Here is a 16,392-nt window from a genome sequence, read left to right as displayed (position 1 = left end):
GGCCACATAATAACAACACAGCTTCTTCAGGGTGAATCATGAGTAAACTCGGGTTTTACCTGCTGCTGCTGGTGCTTGCACCGGTGGCGGCGGTAATTGTCATCACGCCTATGGACAGCCAGAAGCAATATATATTTGGCTTAATCAGCATCGGGATGATGTTTTTACTGGGCTTCAGCAAAAGCCGCAAAATAACCATCGTTATGGTTATCTTATCCGCGCTGATGTCGACCCGATATATCTGGTGGCGTACTACGGAGACGCTGCAATTTAATTCTGAGATTGAAGCGATTCTCGGTATCGGCTTATATCTGGCCGAACTCTATGTCTGGCTGATCTTAATTCTCGGCTTCCTGCAAACCACCTGGCCATTAAAACGCACCATCGAACCTTTGCCGGATGATACCAGCCTGTGGCCGACGGTGGATGTCTATGTTCCGACCTACAACGAAAGCCTCGATGTGGTGCGTGATACCGTGCTGGCGGCGCAGTGTATTGATTACCCGCGTGACAAGCTGAAGGTCTATTTGCTGGATGACGGTAAGCGCAGTGAGTTTGCGGTATTTGCCGCCGATGTTGGCGTGGGTTACATCACCCGTGACGACAATAATCACGCTAAAGCCGGTAACCTCAACCACGCGATGAAGATCACCAAAGGTGAGCTGATTTGCATCTTCGACTGCGATCACGTGGCCACGCGCACCTTCCTGCAGGCGACGGTCGGTCCGTTCCTGAAAGATCCAAAGCTGGCGCTGCTGCAAACCCCGCACTACTTCTATTCACCGGATCCGTTCGAGCGTAACCTGCGCGCGGCGCGCAGCATCCCGAACGAAGGTTCACTGTTCTACGGCCCGGTGCAGCAGGGTAACGATAACTGGAACGCCACCTTCTTCTGCGGTTCTTGTGCGGTGATTCGCCGTAGCGCGCTGGAAGAGATCGGTGGTTTTGCGGTGGAAACCGTGACCGAAGATGCGCATACCGCGCTGAAAATGCAGCGTCGCGGTTGGGGATCGGCCTTCCTGGCAATTCCGCTGGCGGCCGGTCTGGCGACCGAGCGTCTTGGCCTGCACGTCGTGCAGCGTAACCGCTGGGCGCGTGGCATGACGCAGATCTTCCGCGTTGATAATCCGCTGTTTGGCCGTGGATTGAAGTGGCAGCAGCGTCTGTGCTACCTCAACGCCATGCTGCACTTCCAGTTTGGCTTGCCGCGCGTGGCGTTCCTGACGGCACCGCTGGCCTACCTGCTGTTTAACCTGAATATCATTCATTCGTCAGCCTCGCTGATTTTCGCCTACGTCCTGCCGCATCTGGTGATGTCGCTCTACGTCAACTCGCGAATGAACGGCAAGTTCCGTTACACCTTCTGGGGCGAAATCTACGAAACCGTGATGTGCTTCCACCTCGTCATCCCAACGCTGCTCACCATGCTGGCGCCGAAGCGCGGTAAGTTTAACGTAACGGATAAAGGCGGCCTGCTCGATCAGGGCTTCTTCGACTTCCACATCGTGCGTCCACATGTGATTGTCGCGGTGCTGCTGTCGATCGGCATCATCGCGGGCGTGGTGCGCGCCACCGCGCATGACTACTTTGGCGTTGATCCTTACGTTATTGCGCTCAACGTCGGCTGGGCGGTATTCAGCCTGGTTATCCTGATGGCGGCGATTGCCGTGGCGCGCGAAACCAAGCAGGTGCGTAAAACCATTCGTATTGAGGTGCAGATCCCGGCGGTGATTCACTACGCTAGCGGCATCTCGTCACGCACGAAAACCAGCGATCTGTCGATGGGCGGCGCGCAGCTGGATGCGCCGGACAATCGTCATGAGCACGATGAAATTGAAGAGATCGATCTGCTGCTGAAGTCGGGCACCATCACCATTCCGGTGAACAAAATCTCCGGCGATGAGGAGAGCATCCGTCTGCGCTTTGGCGATATGCCGCTGTCGCGCCGCCGTGAGCTGGTGCGCGTGGTACTAGCGCGTGCCGATGCGTGGATTCAGCCGGAGTATAAGCAAGACAATCCACTGGTTTCGCTTGGCACCATTATTCGTACCGTCTTTGAGCTGTTCTGGCTGACCTGGAAAGATCGCCGTGAGAAGCGTAAGCGTGACAACCAGCCCGCAGTAAAAGAGGACAGCGCTGCATGAAGAATTTGACGCAAAGGTTGCTGGCAAGCTCGCTGGCAACGGCGCTGCTGCTCGCGCCAGCGTGGGCCGAAACCCCGCCAGTCACTCAGGATAGCGCTGCACTTTCAGACGTGCCGCCGCCGCAAGGCATCGAAAGCGCTGCCGATCCGCAGCTGCAACAGGCAGCGGGCGCCGCACCTTATGCGCCAGCGGAAACCGCACAGCAAACTGCTCCCGAAACCGCACCGGAAGCCGCATCGACAACGGAAAACAACGCGCCCGCTGAACCTGCGGCCAGCGAACCTGCTGCCGCACCAGAAATGGTGCTGCCAACGGTAGCGCCAACCGCACCGGCGATGATGCCAGAAACGTCTTCCGTGACGCTTAACCAGCCAATCAGCAGCACCGTTTCGGTGGCGCAGATGGGCCAGCCGCGCGGCATTACGTTGACCGGCGGCCAGCTGCAATCCGGCATCATGTTCACGCTGCCCAGCGATGAAGTGATCACCAACGCGCGTCTTAATCTGTCGCTGCGCGTCTCGGCGGCGCTGGCCGCGCGTAACACCTCGCTGCAGCTGATGCTGAACGGTCAGCCGCTGGGTACCTTGCCTTTGGGCGCCAGCGACAGCGATGTCAGCGATTACCAGCTGGATATTCCGGCGGCGATGGTGGTCTCCAGCAATAACCTCAGCTTCAAGATTAACGATGCCGACAAGCTGCTGTGCGAGAAAGAGAGCGCGCAGCAGTATCAGGTGTCGATTTTGCCGAAGACCACGCTGAGCCTCGAAGGCCAGCAGCTGAACATCGGCACCAGCCTGCGTAACTTCCCGCGTCCGTTTATTGATGCGCAGCGCATGACGCCCGCCAGCGTCACCTTTGGCTTTGCCGCCAATGTCGCGCCGGACAGCATCAGCGCCGCTGCGCTGGTGGCATCGTGGATGGGCATTCAGTCGGATTATCGTGGCATCCGTTTCCCGGTGGTGCGCGGCGATCTGCCTGAACACAACGGCATTCTGGTCGGCCATCCGGGCGACAAAATTGGTACCGTAACCTTGCCAGCCACCAGTGGTCCGCTGCTGCAGGTGATCGATAACCCGAACAATCCGGTCTACAAACTGCTGCTGGTGGTGGGCGCAAATGACGATCAGCTACGTCAGGCCGCTAACCGTTTAACCACTCAGCCGCTGGCGACCGATGCCAGCAGCCTTAACGTGCAGCCGCAGCCGATAGGTGAACGTAAGCCGTACGATGCGCCGCGCTGGATCAACACCACGCGCCCGGTGCGTTTGAGCGAACTGCTGCGCAAAGATCAGAGCCTGACCACCACCGGCATCTGGCACGATGCGCTAAGCGTCAACTTCCGCGCGGCGCCAGACCTGTTCCTGTGGGATGGCGACACCATTCCGGTGGAGCTGCACTATCGCTTCCCATCCGAAAGCTGGATTGATGAGGACAACTCGTTCCTCAACGTCATGATTAACGGCACGTTCCTGCGCAATCTTACGGTGAATAAAGTCGGTTTGCTGGAGAGCGCCTGGCATCGGCTGGGCGGCGACGCGCGTCAGGAGCATTACACCCTGAAGCTCGAACCGTACCTGATTTACGGTGACAACCAGCTGGCGCTTTACTTCAACATCAAGCCGAAAGCGGATGCGCCGTGTGGCGTGCTGCTGAACAACAACATTAAGAGCCGCATCGAAGAGGATTCGTGGATCGATCTGAGCCATACGCGCCACTTCACCATGCTGCCAAATCTCTCTTACTTTGTTGGCGCTTCGTTCCCGTTCTCGCGTCTGGCGGACTTCTCGCAGACCACGCTGCTGTTGCCGGAACAACCAAGCGATGCGGAGATCGCCACGCTGCTGGATATGGCCTCACGCGCCGGTAACGCTACCGGCGTACCGCTGCTGCAAAATCAGGTGCTGTTTGGCCTGCCAAACGGCGGCACCAACATGACGCGCCTGCAGCAGAGCGATCTGCTGGCGGTCAGCACCACGCAGAACAACGAGTTCAACCAGGCAATGCTGGCGAACACGCCGTTCGATACCAGCGGCAACACGCTGGGCGTGAAAGAGCCCACCACCTGGGACAAACTGCGTGGCTGGCTGACCGGCGACTGGTATCGCCAGCCGCTGGATGCCGATCGTTACTTCTCCTCCAATGAAGCGTGGCGCGGCTTTGTCAGCTATCGCTCGCCGTGGAACCCGGATCGCTTAGTGGTGATGACGGTGGCGACCAGCGATCAGCAACTGCTGCGCCTGCATGAAGACCTGAATTCTGCACGCATCAACGCCGGGATTCGCGGCGATACCGCCATCATCACCGATGAGAACGGCATTCGCAGTTTCCGCGTTGGCCCGCAATTCCCGAGCGGCGAAATGCCGTGGTACATGATGGTGGTGTGGTATGCCAACCAGCACTCGGTGCTGATGGCGCTGGCGGCGCTGCTGCTTTCAGCGTTGGTCGGCGGCGGTGCGTGGGTGATGCTGAAACGTCATGCGTGGCGTCGTCTCAACCCAAAAGTTGATAGCAAGTCCGGCAAGAAGTAAGGATAAAAACAATGAAAAAACATCTGTTAAGTGCCGGTATTCGCCATGCCTTAATTCTGGGTGGCGCGCTGACGCTCTCGCAGCCGCTGCTGGCGGCGGAGAGCAGTAATCCTGCGTTACAGGCGCTGTTCGATCAGGCGGCTTACTGGCACCAGAAAGCGCATGACGATTTGGCCAAAGCCTCGCTGCAGAAAGTGCTGATGGTTGAGCCCAACAACACGCAGGCGCTCTATCTGCTGGCGCTCTATTCACAGCAGAGCGGCGGCACAGCGGAAGCAGCGCAGTGGCGTGCGCGCCTGAGCGCGGCCTCGCCAAACGATCCGCATCTCACCGAGCTGGATAACGCCCGCCAGCTGCAAACCATTCCGCAGGCGCAGCTGCAGTTAGCGCGCCAGCAGGCACGCAGCGGCAACATCGCGGCGTCGCTGCAAACCTGGCGTAACACCTTCAGTGGCAACGAGCCGCCGCCGAGCGTGGCAGCAGAATATTATCTGACCATGGCGGGTGATCGTTCGCTGCTGCCGCAGGCGGTTGAAGCGCTGCGTCAGTTCTCCGCCGATCATCCGCAGGATACCGGTGCCAAACTGGCGCTGGGTAAAGCGCTGACCTATCAGGAAGCAACGCGTCGTCAGGGTATCGATGTGCTCGCCAGCCTGGCAGACGGCAACAAAGAAGCGGACCGTTCGCTGCGTCAGGCGCTGTTGTGGCTGGGTCCGCAGGCGTCCGATGCGTCACTGTATCAAACCTGGCAGCAGCGCCATCCGCAAGACAACGCGGTGCTGGATTACTACCGTAAAAACGTTGGCGGTGCGGAGAAGGGCGCGGGCTTTACCGCGCTGAACAGCGGCGACGTCAGCAACGCGCAGAACAACTTTGAGAAAGTACTGCAAGCTAACCCGCAAGATGCGGATGCGCTGGCCGGTATGGGCTATGTGGCCCAGCGCGCCGGGCGTTATGCCGAAGCGGCGGATTACCTGACGCGCGCGGCGCAGATGGGTGGTGATCAGAGCGACACGCGCCAGAAGCAGGCCGCCGATGCACGTTTCTACGCGCAGCTGGCCTCCGCGCAGCAGGCGCTGAAAAATGGCGACAGCGCGCAGGCGTTGGCGCTGAGCGAACCGCTGGCGCAGGCCGACGGTGAGAAAGGCGTCTCCGCCAAACTGTTCCGCGCCGATGTGCAGCGTCGCAGCAATCAGCTCGATCAAGCGGAGCAAACCTATCGCGCCATCCTGCAAAGCGATGCCAATAACCGCAACGCCAAAGAAGGCTTGTTTTATGTGCTGCGTCAGCAGAACCGGGGCGCAGAAGCCAACACGCTGCTGGCATCACTGCCCGACAGCGTGCGTCAAAGCGTGGCACCGCGCGGCAGCAGCACCGATCCAATTCGTGCCCAGGCCAAACGTGAAGTGGCGGCGGGCAATAACAGCGCCGCCATCGCCACCTTGACCTCGGGTATTCAGCGCTATCCCAACGATGGCTGGCTGCGTCTCGATCTGGCACGTCTCTACCGCGCGCAGGGCAATAACATGATGGCGGCCAATATCATGCAGCCCACTATGCGCAGCGGCGCCAGCACCACCGAACTCTATGCAGGTGCGTTAAACGCCAGCGAAAGCAGCGCGTGGCAGCAGGCGAGTCAGTTGCTGTCTCGCATTCCCAACAGCAGCAAAAACAGCGATATGCGCGAGCTGGCGCAGCGCGTCAACTTCAACCTGCAGATGGCTACCGCCGATCAGTATCTGGCGCAGGGCTCGAACGCGGCAGCGGCCAACACCCTGCGCGCGCTGGCCTCTACGCCGCCCGCCAATCCGGTGGATGCCGGTAACCTGGCGCAGAAGCTGGCGAAAGCCGGCGATCTCACCAGCGCGGTGTCCGTGGTGCGCAGCAATATGCAGCGCGGCATTCAGGGCAACGCCGGTGATTACGCCGCGCAGGTGGCGGTGCTGAATCAGGCCGGGCTGAATACCGAAGCGCAGAGCTTCCTCAGCAGCCCGGAACTGCAGGCACGCAGCACGCCAACCCAGCTGGCGGGCATCCGCAACGGCTACGTGATCAACGAAGTGGATCGTCTGCGCGAGCAGAAACAGTACGCCGCCGCTTACGACAAGCTGGTGGGCGCGCTGCAGCACGATCCGCAGAACCGCGATCTGATGTTCGCCATGGCGCGACTCTACCAGTCCGGCAAGATGAACAAAGAAGCGGGCGTGGTATACGACTACCTGATGACTCAGGATACCCCAACGCAAGACGCGCGCACCGGCGCCATCAACGTGGCGCTGGCACAAAATGACGTCAACAAAGCCAATACCTTAGCGCGCGGCCTGCGCAACGAGCAGTCGCCGGATCGCTTGCTGCTGTTAGCCCGCGTGGCCGAAGCCAACGGCGAACACAGCCAGGCGATGAGCTACCTGCGCACCGCGCGCGGTCAGCTGATTGGTCTGCAGGGCGCAGAAACCGGCAGCGTGCCAAACGTCGGTGGTCTGGCGCTGGCTGACAATCCGTTTATCAATCGCGGCACCTCGCCGGTGGGGCGTACGCCTTCCAGCTATGGCGCGGTGATGCCGTGGCAGTCGGCACCGGCGGCTACCAGCAGCGCCGAAGGCGTGACGCTGGCGAGCAACACACCGGCGGTTCAGCAGAGCCAGACGCTGCGCCAAATCGACAACATGATGGATGACCTGCAAGAGAAAACCGGAACCTGGGTGCAGGGTGAAATGCAGGTACGCGGTCGTGATGGCGAATCAGGCTTGAGCAAACTCACCGAAGCCAAAGCGCCGCTCACCTTCTCCACCGTGCCGTTTGGCGAGTCGCGCTTCGACTTCACCATGACGCCGGTTTCCCTCACCGCCGGCAGCGCCGGTGGCGACGCATGGCGTCGATTCGGCACCAACGCGCTGGTGCAGGGCAACGTGGTTGCCTCCGGTGCGGCGAAAATTGATGATACGCCCAACTCCACCACCGATTCGCAATCCGCGACCGGCGTAGAGCTGAACATGGCGCTGAAGGGCGACAGCTACAAGATTGACCTCGGCAGCACGCCGCTGGGTCAGGACTTGAGTACGCTGGTTGGCGGCGTGCAGTGGTCGCCGAAGCTGACCGACTTCCTGACGCTGATCCTTACCGGTGAACGCCGCGCGATGACCGACAGCTTGCTGTCGTATGTCGGCGTCGAAGACAAAACCAGCGGTAAACGCTGGGGCCGCGTGACTAAAAACGGCGGTAACGCCTTGCTGAGTTACGACAACGGCGATGCCGGTTTTTATGTCGGCGGCGGCGCGTACAGCTACATCGGCGAAAACGTGGCGAGCAACAACAGCGTGCAGGCGACCGCAGGCGCGTATGTGCGTCCGTATCACCTCGACGATCGCGAGCTGAAAGTCGGCATGAGCTTGTCGTGGATGGATTACTCGAAAAACCTCAGCTACTTCAGTTACGGTCAGGGCGGTTACTTCAGCCCGCAGAACTATGCGTCGGTGTCGTTCCCTATCGAATTCAGCCGCAAGTTTGACGATCTGAAAGTGAACGTCGGTGGTTCGGTGGGTTATCAATCCTACAGCCAGGATAAGAGCGCCTACTTCCCGAATAATCCGTCGTTGCAGGCGCAGCTGCAAAGTCTGGCCGATCAAGGCTACGTGAAGGATGCGTTCTACAGCGGCGACAGCAAAAACGGCATCGGCTACAACCTGCATGCTGGTGCGGATTATAAAATCAACAAAGATGTCACCGTGGGCGGTCAGCTAGGCTACGACACCTTTGGCGATTACAACGAAAGCACAGCCAATCTGTACTTCCGTTACATGTTCGGAGATTACTAATGAGTGAGCAAGTAACCGCACGCGTCAGCCATCCGCATCAGCCGGGCTGGTTTGATTTGGTGAGCGCGATGATTGAGAGCATGCTGGACAACGCGGGCGAGGAAGCGGAAGGCTTTCTCAACGGCGTCGGCGTATCGCTGGCAACACGCTATCCTTTACCCGACGCGCGCACCGTGCAGGATCTGGAGCGTGAAATGAATTTGCAGCTGGCGCGCTTTAACTGGGGCTTTGTGCAATTACAGCCGCAGGAGAATGCCATTCTGATTCAGCACCACGCGCTGCCGCAGGGCGACAGCAACGTCGGTGTTGAGCGTTGGCAACTGGCGTTGAGCGCGGTGCTGGCGGGCGTGTATGCGCAGTGGCTCCAGGCACAAGGCGGCAGCGCGGCGGTGCCGGTGACGCTGGAGAACAACGACGGCGGCACGCTGCACTATCGATATCAATAGGATGCTGTAATGAGAGTGATGCGGTTCTGGCGTCAATGGATGCTGTGTTTCATGGTGATGTTTTTTAGCGCTCAGGCGGCCGCAGATGGCTGGAGTACCTATAAAAGCCGTTTTATGGGCAGCGATGGCCGAATCAGCGATACGGCCAACAACAACGTTAGCCATACCGAAGGGCAAGGCTACGGCATGTTGCTGGCGGTGGCGCATGACGATCGCGCCACTTTCGATCTGCTGTGGCAGTGGACGCGCAGCCATCTGCGTAATACGCAAAACGATCTGTTCTACTGGCGCTACACGCCAGGCGCCGCCGATCCGATTGCCGACAAAAACAATGCATCCGATGGTGATGTGCTGATTGCCTGGGCGCTGCAACGTGCGGCACAGAAGTGGGGCGGCGATTATCAGCAGGCCTCCGACCGCATTCAGCGTGCGATCGTGAAGCTGAATGTGATCAGCTACGGCGGACATAAAGTGATGCTGCCGGGCGCGCAGGGTTTCAACAAAACCAGCTATGTGGTGCTTAATCCCTCCTATTTCCTGTTTGATGCCTGGCGCGAGTTTGCGGAACACAGCCATCTGCGTATCTGGAATGAGCTGATTGATGACGGCATGGATTTGCTGGGTGAGATGCACTTCGGCAAAACCGGCCTGCCGCTCGATTGGGTGGCGCTGAATGCTGATGGTTCTGTGGCACCGGCGGTCGGCTATTCCAATCGCTTCAGCTATGACGCGATCCGTATTCCGCTAAATATCTGGTGGTACGACCCGCAAAGCCTGCGTCTGGTGCCGTTCCAGCGTGTCTGGCAAGGTTCGGCGCGCATGACCACGCCCGCCTGGTATGATGTGTTGGGCAACACGCCAGCGCCGTACAACATGGAGGGGGGATTGATTGCGGTGCGCGATTTAACCCTGGGCCAAACCCAGTATCTCAATGACACGCTGGCAGCGGATCAAAACTACTTTTCCGCCAGCCTGCAGCTGCTGACCTGGCTGGCATATCAGGAAAAGCGCTAAATCTCATTTTTGGCCTGGTCGCTATAAATGGCGACTTCAGGACGGCGGAGCTGTTGATTAATGTGACGCAAGCTCGTGGAAGAATTTTGGATTGGCTTGAATCATTGCCAGCACCTTTGCGGCCAGTCCGGTCGGATTGCGCCGCCCCGTTTCCCAACTTTTAATGGTATCAAGGCTGGTGCCGAGGACCTGCGCCATTTCGCTTTGCGAGACGTTCAGCTGCATCCTAATGGCTTTTACATCAGCCAACTCATAACGGGTAACGCGAGCAGGCTCGCTTGTACCGTTTTTAATTTCTACAGCTTCTTCAAGCGATGCTTTCAGCTCGTCAAAAAAACTCATGTTATACCTCGTCTTTTAATCGTTGGGTCAACTTCTTCAACTCGGCTTTTTCCGCATGCGTGAGGCTCTCTTTGATATTTTTCGGGTAGGCCATTACCAGGTAAATCACTTCAACGGTGGCGAGGAAATAAATCACCCTTGCACTGCCACTTTTTCCCTGATTACCCGTTGCCATCCTGATTTTTCGCAGGCCACCAGTATGTTGAATGAGATCACCTTTCTCAGGTGACTCGATAAGCGTTTTTTGTAACTCCCTGAGTTCGTCATCCGTGGCGATTTGCTTTATCTGGCGAGTAAATATTGGAGTTTCAATAAACTCAATCGCATGACTCATCGGCTATCTCCTTTGCCTTCAAGGAGTACATTGTACACTAAAATGTGTGCCGTTAAAGACTCTCAGGCGTCAGAGTTAATGTGAGCTACGTCCGAAGTGTTATTTAAAATCCGCATACGGCGTCAGCGGTTGTGGCGGCATATCCATATCGCCATTCCAGCCGGACATTGAGTAGCGCATGAAAATCAAACCGTGGCTTGGGGTGTAATCTTTCGCTTGCTGTATATCCATCGCCAGGCCCACCGACCAATGCGGCGTAATGCGTCGCTCCACCAGCGCCTGCAGCGTGTAGCCAAAACCTCTACCCGAACTGCTGTCTGAGGTGGGATTCGACGCCAGCGTAAAGCCAGGATTGACCGGATAGCGCTGCTGCCCGTCGGTATGCGATTGCGACCAGGAAACCGAGCCGCCGAGATCAAACGACCAGTTCTCTGTGCGCTGGCGATAGGTCACCGGCAGCGACAGCGAGAAATATTGCTGCGGGCTGTAATAGCCGCCCTGACCGAAGGTGTAGTCGCTGAGATCCTTCTGGTAATGCCACAGCATGCTGTTCAGGCCCACGGTGGCGCGGCGATTATTTTCATTAATCAGCTTGTAGTAATAGCCCGCCATCAGGCGCTCGCGGCTGTTATCCGCCACGTTATCACCGCTGAGTTGATGCGCACTGATATCGCCCCACACGCCATGCGCGCCGCCCTGATCATAACTCAGTCCGAGCGAGCCGCCGGTTGCCACCACGCCGCCCCAGGTTTTGCCGCCGTTTGCCGCGGGATCGCGCGCGCCTGCGTACGCCAGCAGCGAGCTGGAGATCGGTCGGCGTGATGCGGTGAACGTCAGGCCAATGTCTTTGACGTCGGTTTTCCAACTGACGCCGCCGACCCAGTTGCGGGTCTCGAAGCCGAGCGGCGTGGTGCCGAAGTCTGCCGACCAGCGATCGTTATGCCAGCCCACGCCCAGCGCGGTACCTTCATCGCGCTGAGTAAAGTCGCGGCTGCATCCGCCGGAATTGTCATCGTTACAGCTGCCGAACTGCTCGCTGTGGCTGCCGTTGCTGGTGGAGAAAGTGCCGGCTGAAACCCGCACATGATCGACACGCACAAAGCTGCGGCCATCGGCCAGCGGCGTTTCAGCCTGCATCATGGTGGTATGGGCGGTGAAATCGGATGTGCCGCCGTTGCCTTTGTTGCGCGAGTAATCCTGCTCCAGCGTGAACGTGGTGTCCTGCTGACGATAAAGATCGGCGGCGTCGCTGCGGATGCTGCGTTTCAGCCAGTTATCCTGCGCCTGATTGCGGGTTAATTGCGTATAACGATCGTTATCCTCTGGCACATCCGGGCTGATGCCGCTCGCGGCCATCGCCCGTTGATAATCCTGCTGCGCTTGTGCGGGTTGTTGCAGCTGCGTTTCCAGCCGCGCCGCATCGCGAAACACCAACGCTTTTTCCTGTGACGCGGCCTGTTGCGCCGCGCGGGTTTTCAGCTCAGCAAACATCTGTTGAGCACGCACCGCATCGCCACTGTTTTGCCAGGCGAGCGCCACGCGTCGACCGCTGTTCACACTTTGCTGCGCCACGCCTGGCGGCAAGGCTTGTAACGCGCGTTGCGCTTCAGCAGGGCGTTTTAAGGCGATCAAGGCTTCGATACGACCCAGCGCCGCATCGCCGTTTTTACGGTCTTGCTGCTGCACCTGTTGATAGCTCGCCAGCGCACTGCGGGCGTCGCCGCGCTCCAGCGCCCAATCGGCCAGCGTGATATCGCGGCGGATGGACGCGGGTTGCTGTTGCAGTAGCGCAATCGCCGCCGTTTCATCGCCGCGCGTGCGTAAATCACTGGCGCGGGTAAACACCTTGTCCTGCTCGAGACGATCGGCCAGCTCGTGCATGTTGCTGTCCCAGCGCGCAGCGGGCAGGCGATGCAAGGTGGCCAGCGCCGCGTCATCGCGGTCGCCAGAAGCCAGCCACAGCGCCGACGCATACAGCGCTGTGGGTTCCTGTGGATGCTGGCGCACCATCGCGTCCATCACCTGCGCGCCCTGAGTTTCTTCGCCGCCGTTGCGCAGCGCGCCAGCCAGTCGATAAACCAGCCAGATATCATCGGGATTCGCCTGCGCCAGCTGGCGATACTTCTCCGCCGCCTGATGCCATTGGCCTTGCTGCGCCAGCGCATCGGCTTCGGCCATCAGCGCATCGGTGCGCAGCTGTAGCAGACGACGTTTCGCCGTGCTATTGCTGCGATCTAAGCGCAGCGCCTGCTGCCAATAACGCTCTGCCTGCGCAGAATTTTTACGCGCCAGCGCGGCATCACCCAAGCCAATCAGCGCCCAGCTATCGCGATTATCCAACCCTTGCGCGCTGCGGTAATAGCCTTCCGCCGCGGCGATATCGCCTTTTTTCAGCGCCGCATCACCGTTGTTGATCGCCAGCCAGTAACGGTTGGTTTGCAGCAGCGACTGCCATTTGCCGATCTGCGTGCTGGCCTGACCGGCCTGTATCGCTTTCTCCAGCCAGCGAATGGCGGCGGCGCGATTGTTGGCTCGCGCCTGCGCCTGGCCCATCGCGCCCATCAATTCAGCATCGTTGGGATTGGCGGTTAGCGCGGCATTGAGCGCGGCAATCGCATTGGCGCCGCCACCGGCATCCACCAGCGCTAAGCCACGCATCCGCTGGCGATACGCCGGATCGGCGAGCAGTTGTTGCTGACGCGCCAGCTCTTGCTGACCGCGCTGCTGGGCATCGCCCTCGGTAAAGGTTTGCAGATATTGCTGCAGGCTGGCGACGCTGCTTTCGCTCACCGGCTGATTCTGGATCTGCTGTAGCCACAGCTCGGAAGCGGCATCGCGCCCGCCGTTGCGGTTGGCGAGACGACGCAACTGGGTGAAGGCTTCGGCCGGCTGATTATTATCAAACGCCATGCGCGCCAGCTGCAGTTCTACGCCGATGTTGCCGGGATAGCGCTGCTCCAGCGCCTGCAACTGTTGATACGCTTGTGGCTGCTGGCCGGGTAAACGCGCCACCAGCCGCCAATACTCCAGCTCGGTATTCACATCGGGGAACACGCCGTGGAACAGCGCGTCCCACGCGGCTTTGGCTTCGACAACATGCCCGGCAGTGGCCAGCAGTCGCGCCTGCTGCAGCTGCTGACGCCCTTCCGCAGTCACCAGACGCAATCCGGCTGCTGATTCACGCGTGGCGGCGGCATTCGGTGCCACGCGCTTCAGTTCATCCAGCAGTTTTTGCGCTTTGGCCTGGTCGCCCTGGCGCAGTGCCATGCGGATTTGCGCCGCCAGCACCTGCGGATTATCAGGATCGATTTTTTCCAGTCGATAGAGCGATTGCTGTACCAGATCGATTTTGTTGGTCGATTCGCCGGTACGAATCTGCATCAGCAGCCACTCAACCGGCGAAACCTGGGGACCGATCGGGGCGGCAGTCGCGCCTGCCAACACCCCGAGCGTGCTACTGATCAGCAATCCCAGCTGCAGCTTATTCATCGTCATCCAGCTCGGCCAGACGGCGACGGCTGACCATGCGCATTAAACGCCACGCCATCAGCGCAAACAGAACCACGACCACCACCGCGCAAATCGCCAGCCACACCGGATGGGTGGCCAGCAGATTCCACAGGCGTTCCCACCACGGCAGGTGACCTACGTAATAGGTATCGCCGACGCGGATGCTGTTAACGCCCGATTCACGGATCACCGTGGCGGTACCGAACACTGCCGTGCGTTTGCCGCTGTCGAGCAGCGCGTTATTCAGCAATTCCCAGCCGCGCGGGCTGTCGGCCAGCAATGCCACGACGCTGCGTTGATCGTTAAACGGTGACTGGAACCCGACAATCGCGCCCATCGGCCCGCGTGAGCTAATAGTGGTTTGGCTTTCTACCGCGCGTTCACTGTCAGAAATCGGTACGTTAGCTGCTGCGTTGCTGCGTGCGGGCATGCTGATCCAGCTGCGGGCGGCATCGGCCAGCAGCGGGATCTTCGTGTCGTCCTGCAGATCCTGCGGAATGCCGCCGATCATCAACATATCCGCATCCGCCGATTTCGCTTTGCTCCAGTCATCGCTCATCTGCACGCGCAGCGCCGGATAACCGGTTTGTGCGCCGATGCTGCCGAGCGCATTCAGCAGCGTGCTGACTTCGTCATTGCTCGGCCTGGATGGCACCAGCACCAGCGTTTGCGCCAGATCGGCGTAGCGGCTGTACGGGAAACCGGCGTTGGCGAAGGCGCCCAGCGACGGCATTTCGATGTAGTGACGATAGCCGGAGAAATCGATGCTCGAGGTATCGTCAATCACCACGTGATGTCCGACGGCGGTGACGGTTTCACAGCGGCCATCGGCGGTACCGCCAATAAAGGTGTTGGCGTAATCAAAGTTAAAACGCAGCTGATTTACCACGCCGAGGCGCAGCGCCGGAATGGTCAACTGGCGATTGCTGTCCTGCAAACCCTGCATCAGCGGGATGCGCATCAGCTGCTGACCGGCGGTATCTTTCTGCGTCAGCGGATAATCCTGCATGAACTGATTGTTGAGATGCACCGCGAGACGCGAGCCATCCTGCTGAATCGGCGAGGTGTAGCGGTAGCGCAGATCCATATCGATGCCGCGCGCACGCACCAGGAACAGATCCGGCGGCAGATTCAGCGTCAGGCTGATCGGATTCGGCTGCAATCCGTTGCCCTGTAGCTGGTTTTGATACTGCGTTAGCTCGGCAAAGGTGGTGCGGCGATCGGTGCGCACCCAGTTCGGCGCGTCGTACGGCTGGCGTGCGGCCAACAGTTTTACGCTGTCGATGGTTGAGCTGTCGCCGCGCAGCAGCAGCTCGCCTTGCGCAATGCCTTCGACGGCGGTCAGCAGGTCATTATCGTCACGGCCGAGGATCAGCAGCATCTTCTCGTACGGATTGTCCGGCTGATTCACCATCTCCACCGTCGGTTTCTCCACTGGCGGCAGATCTTTCAGGAAGTCGGGTCGATGATCGTTGGTGGCAAACACCACCGCATGCTGCTCTTTGGGCAGCTGGTTATACAGCACCGGGAAAGATTGTCCGCGCCACTGCGCTTTGCTGCCAAACCAGGAAGCCAGAATCCCGGCCGCACGCTGTTGCAGCAGATTCGGCTGGGCGTTGAAGACCATCGGCAGCTGCAACGGACGGCTGTCGCGCGTATCTAAGAACGGCTCCGGGAAATGCGACAGATCGTTCTTCAGCGGCAGCTTCTGCAGCGTCAAATCGAGTTTGCTGGCTTTGCCGATATCCAGCCAGATGGTGCTGTTGGCCGGGTTTTCACATACGTTGGCATAGTGACCTACCAGCTCAAGCCGCACGCGGTTGAAGTCGCTGATAAAGCGCGGATCGATAGGGATTTGCGTTTGGTTCTCTTTGCCGAGCTGCTCGGCGGTGACCGTCACCAATCCCACCAGTTCATCGTTGAGATAGACTTTGAGCTGCGACAGCGTCGGAATCAGCGCCGGCGAGGGACGATAGCTCAGATTCAGCAGCGCGCGCGTCACCACTTCATCGCTGCGCACGCCGAACTCAATCTGGCTGCTCGGTTCGGTACCGCGTAGCGTCATGCTACCGGGCGGCGGAGCGACCTGATTAAACACCAGATGGCTGTCACGCAGCGGCGCGTTGGCGTCGACCCGCGCGTTCACCTCCGGTAACGGCTGCGGCGCAGTCATGGCGCCAGAAGTCAGCGGCGCGGCCTGCACCACAGAGACGCAGCCCAGCAGCAGGGCGGTGAACCAACTCAGTTTTTTCGTCATGG

At 59.4% G+C, this 16,392-nt stretch carries 9 protein-coding genes; 5 read left to right on the top strand and 4 right to left on the bottom strand.

Annotation, left to right across the window (positions count from 1 at the left end; translation table 11 throughout):
- The first annotated feature begins 38 nt into the window (after positions 1–38).
- From bcsA to ACFQW4_RS18020, 5 genes are read left to right on the top strand one after another with little or no spacing between them, the layout of a single operon-like run.
- On the top strand, positions 39–2,144 hold the full coding sequence (gene bcsA / locus ACFQW4_RS18040; protein ID WP_101763798.1) for a UDP-forming cellulose synthase catalytic subunit: 2,106 nt from the start codon (positions 39–41) through the stop codon (positions 2,142–2,144).
- Positions 2,141–4,672 (top strand): cellulose biosynthesis cyclic di-GMP-binding regulatory protein BcsB, encoded by a 2,532-nt coding sequence (gene bcsB, locus ACFQW4_RS18035; protein WP_377726491.1) that lies wholly within the window; start codon positions 2,141–2,143, stop codon positions 4,670–4,672. The genes bcsA and bcsB (ACFQW4_RS18035) overlap by 4 nt, the downstream gene beginning before the upstream one ends.
- Before the next feature lie 11 nt (positions 4,673–4,683).
- On the top strand, positions 4,684–8,487 hold the full coding sequence (locus ACFQW4_RS18030; RefSeq protein WP_377726489.1) for a cellulose synthase subunit BcsC-related outer membrane protein: 3,804 nt from the start codon (positions 4,684–4,686) through the stop codon (positions 8,485–8,487).
- Positions 8,487–8,933, top strand: a complete 447-nt coding sequence (gene bcsD, locus ACFQW4_RS18025) for a cellulose biosynthesis protein BcsD (RefSeq protein WP_008104594.1) — start codon at positions 8,487–8,489, stop codon at positions 8,931–8,933. The genes ACFQW4_RS18030 and bcsD overlap by 1 nt, the downstream gene beginning before the upstream one ends.
- A 9-nt stretch (positions 8,934–8,942) precedes the next feature.
- A complete protein-coding gene (locus tag ACFQW4_RS18020) occupies positions 8,943–9,947 on the top strand; it encodes a glycosyl hydrolase family 8 (RefSeq protein WP_377726487.1) in 1,005 nt (334 codons plus the stop codon).
- 57 nt (positions 9,948–10,004) lie between these two features.
- On the opposite strand, the gene nadS is transcribed toward ACFQW4_RS18020, so the two are convergent.
- From nadS to bcsB (ACFQW4_RS18000), 4 genes are all read right to left on the bottom strand, one after another.
- Positions 10,005–10,289 carry a NadS family protein gene (gene nadS / locus ACFQW4_RS18015; protein ID WP_222234973.1) on the bottom strand — a complete coding sequence of 95 codons (285 nt, stop codon included), beginning with the start codon at positions 10,287–10,289 and terminating at the stop codon, positions 10,005–10,007.
- A gap of 1 nt (position 10,290) precedes the next feature.
- A complete protein-coding gene (locus ACFQW4_RS18010) occupies positions 10,291–10,623 on the bottom strand; it encodes a type II toxin-antitoxin system RelE/ParE family toxin (protein ID WP_222234972.1) in 333 nt (110 codons plus the stop codon).
- Positions 10,624–10,722: 99 nt separating this feature from the next.
- Positions 10,723–14,112 (bottom strand): cellulose synthase complex outer membrane protein BcsC, encoded by a 3,390-nt coding sequence (gene bcsC / locus ACFQW4_RS18005; protein ID WP_377726484.1) that lies wholly within the window; start codon positions 14,110–14,112, stop codon positions 10,723–10,725.
- Positions 14,105–16,390, bottom strand: a complete 2,286-nt coding sequence (gene bcsB / locus ACFQW4_RS18000; RefSeq protein ID WP_377726482.1) for a cellulose biosynthesis cyclic di-GMP-binding regulatory protein BcsB — start codon at positions 16,388–16,390, stop codon at positions 14,105–14,107. Before bcsB (ACFQW4_RS18000) ends, bcsC begins: the two co-directional genes overlap by 8 nt.
- Positions 16,391–16,392: the final 2 nt, after the last annotated feature.

The organism is Pantoea sp. GCM10028869, from assembly GCF_042666835.1.
Taxonomy (GTDB): domain Bacteria; phylum Pseudomonadota; class Gammaproteobacteria; order Enterobacterales; family Enterobacteriaceae; genus Pantoea; species Pantoea leporis.
Note: the sequence above shows the minus strand (reverse complement) of the source record. Positions and strands in the feature narration are given on the sequence as shown.

What these genes read in the sequence shown, in the direction of transcription:
- bcsA (WP_101763798.1), top strand. Translation starts at nt 39, where the DNA reads ATGAGTAAACTCGGGTTTTACCTGCTGCTGCTGGTGCTTGCACCGGTG.
- bcsB (WP_377726491.1), top strand. Translation starts at nt 2,141, where the DNA reads ATGAAGAATTTGACGCAAAGGTTGCTGGCAAGCTCGCTGGCAACGGCG.
- ACFQW4_RS18030 (WP_377726489.1), top strand. Translation starts at nt 4,684, where the DNA reads ATGAAAAAACATCTGTTAAGTGCCGGTATTCGCCATGCCTTAATTCTG.
- bcsD (WP_008104594.1), top strand. Translation starts at nt 8,487, where the DNA reads ATGAGTGAGCAAGTAACCGCACGCGTCAGCCATCCGCATCAGCCGGGC.
- ACFQW4_RS18020 (WP_377726487.1), top strand. Translation starts at nt 8,943, where the DNA reads ATGAGAGTGATGCGGTTCTGGCGTCAATGGATGCTGTGTTTCATGGTG.
- nadS (WP_222234973.1), bottom strand. Translation starts at nt 10,289, where the DNA reads ATGAGTTTTTTTGACGAGCTGAAAGCATCGCTTGAAGAAGCTGTAGAA.
- ACFQW4_RS18010 (WP_222234972.1), bottom strand. Translation starts at nt 10,623, where the DNA reads ATGAGTCATGCGATTGAGTTTATTGAAACTCCAATATTTACTCGCCAG.
- bcsC (WP_377726484.1), bottom strand. Translation starts at nt 14,112, where the DNA reads ATGAATAAGCTGCAGCTGGGATTGCTGATCAGTAGCACGCTCGGGGTG.
- bcsB (WP_377726482.1), bottom strand. Translation starts at nt 16,390, where the DNA reads ATGACGAAAAAACTGAGTTGGTTCACCGCCCTGCTGCTGGGCTGCGTC.